General features: G+C 46.4%; 1 protein-coding gene. It reads left to right on the top strand.

Translation table 11 applies throughout. The features are described 5' to 3' along the window. Positions 1–474 precede the first annotated feature (474 nt). Positions 475–2226 (top strand): pilus motility taxis protein HmpF, encoded by a 1752-nt coding sequence (hmpF, locus tag P5674_RS24070; protein WP_006616137.1) that lies wholly within the window; start codon positions 475–477, stop codon positions 2224–2226. The last annotated feature ends 458 nt before the right edge of the window (positions 2227–2684 follow it).

Below are 2684 nucleotides of genomic sequence, written 5' to 3' on the forward strand. Positions count from 1 at the left end.
AGGGGATGGAGGCGACTCCATTCTCGACCCCTAATCGGGGACTTGAACAGGTTTTCGCCAAAATGAGAATTGCTGCGGGGCTTGTATCCCATTAGCTTTGGTCAAAAGTAGGGTAAACTTAAATATTGTGATACTCCAGCGCTCCAGATAGCCCATCCCATTGTGATCGGGTCAGATGAATTGGTGCGGTGTGTGCTACCATGTTCAAGCGTAATTATAACCAGCGGGGACTGCTATCGTCACATTTGGAGAAAATATTGGATAGTGGGGCTAGGCGGAATACTCACTCTAAAAGGCTCAAACCCGATAAGCGGTGGTAATACACGAGCTTGTGGGAGAAGCCCGCACCATAATCTGGCATCAGTGTCGGGAGTACCTCACTAAAGGTCAGTCAACAACCCACTGTTAAGATCGAAAACCAGAATATGATTAAACCTAGGAATAAAGCTTAAACAGCATCAGAGGATAATCACCGTGCTTTATTTAGCGGAAGTACAAAAGCAGAAAAGTGGTTTTATAGGTGGCGGTCGGGCTGAACTCAAGTTGCTGGTTTGTCAGCGGGGCGAGAACAATTGGAGCGCCGTACCGGGGGACGATCTGGTTCCGGCGGAGGATGCCAACAGCTATAAGGATGGCGCTCTAGTGTTAGTCGAACTCAATGCCAGCAAACAAGTTCAGCGCATCGAGGACGGCAAAAAACTGGTCAGAATTCTTGAAGATTTTTCCCGATTGCAAGACAGATTCAAAAATCAACAAGAAGAAATCGAACAGTGGAAAGAATCCCTCACCTACCAAACTCAAGAACTAAATCGCCGAGAACAAGAACTAAATCGTCGAGAAATGGAAATGGAATCTCGGCGAGAACAGATGGATCATCTGGAAGCTGAACTCGATAAGCTCGAACAACAGCGACAGAGCCTGGAAAGGAGCAAACAACAAGAGGAGAAACTGCGAGCTGAAATAGACAAGGCTCGCCACGAAGTTGAGAGTAGCCGATCGCAACTTGAAGAAGAAAAGCGATCGCTTGAGGAACAGCGGGCAGAACTGGAAACCCATAAAGGATTAAGCCCAGAAAAAGCCCAAGAAATGCAAGCACTTCTGGAGCTACTCTCAGGTGGTAACTCTATCGAGTCTCTCAGAGAATTGATAGAGCGAGCCCAAAACCAGATCAATGATGGCATCTCTGTAGGACAAACCTACCGTCAGCAAATGGAAGAACACCGCAACCGTGCTTCTGAGTTGCAGCAGGAGGTAGACCAAGTGACTACACTGCGCCATCAGTGGTCAGAATGGCATCAGTCCCACATCACGTTGTTAAATGATCGGGCACAACTGAACTCCCGCCAAAATCTGTTGGAATTCAATGAACAACAAATTCAGCGATTAGAACAAAATATTGAATACCGACAGGCCCTGTTAGAGCAACTGCAACGTCTTTCTGAGTCGGTTGCTAGTCGTTCCACTTCTGGAGTTAAGGTAGATACGGCACCCTTGCAGAAAATGCCCATTGAACAACTACAGGCGGAAGTTCAACGCTTGCAGGAAGAATGGGATCGATGGTTCCGCATGGTTAAAGAACAAGAAGAGGAACTCAAATATAAACAAGAGGAAATTGAGGAACTTCAACAGGAAATTAATCGGGCTTCTGGGAGCGTTCGCGCTCAGAAAGAATCGGATCTAGCCGATGAACAAGATGCCTATCAAATGCTGAATAAAACCCTAGAAGGACAGCGTCGGACTTTGGGGGAAAGGGAAGACCACATGAACCAGTATCAAGCGGTTTTGCTACAACGACAAGGTAGCGCCGGAACTGTTGATCTGGGGGTTGCTCTTGGCTTTCCGTCAATTCTGGCTGCTATTGAAAAACAGCAGCAAGCCAGCCGAAGTGAACTTGAGCAGTTGCGCGATCGCACGGAACAATTAAAAACTGAAATTTCTAACACGGACGCGCAATTGTCCCAACAAGAAACTGAACAGGAACAGAAACGTCAGCAACTAGAAGCCCAAGAACAGAGTTGGATTAAACAAAAACAAACGTTAGCTGAAATTCAAGGTCGCGCTAATCTCTATGAAGAATTACTACCATCCCTTGAGGAAAACTGGAATAATTTACAAGAGCAGATCGAATCGTTGTTAACACAATTTAATCAAATTCAGGAACTCAGCCAACAGCAAACTCAAACACAAGGAGAACTTAGTCAACTAATATCTGGTCTGATTTCCTAAACTGAGGATGAAACCCAGAAACAAGTCATAAGTGCGAAACCTTCAGGCATGAAATAGGGTTTAAATACCTGAAATAGCCGCCTGGTGGGGGTTTCATCCCCTAGGCGGAATACAAGGAACGCACTCCTGACCGACCCCATAACTGTTTATATGTCCCTAAGTTTTGTATCCCAAGATACCAAAATTAGGCAGGGAACCCAAGGTCAACACGCTCTGTAACAAATCGGGTAGGGGTCGAGAATGGAGTCACCTCCATCCCCTCCCATTCAAAACCGTGCTTGAGATTTTCACCTCACACGGATCCTGGTGTGGATGCCCACATTGTCAGTGGCACAGCGATACCAACCGCTGCTTTGTCCTTCTTTGTTCAGAGCTATAGCACAAGACAGAACAGTTAGGACGCATAGCATTAGTCAAGGTGGTTAGGACGCAGCCTTGAGAACGGAATCCATGGCATC

It is taken from the genome of Limnospira sp. PMC 289.06 (assembly GCF_032350395.1).
GTDB lineage: Bacteria > Cyanobacteriota > Cyanobacteriia > Cyanobacteriales > Microcoleaceae > Limnospira > Limnospira platensis.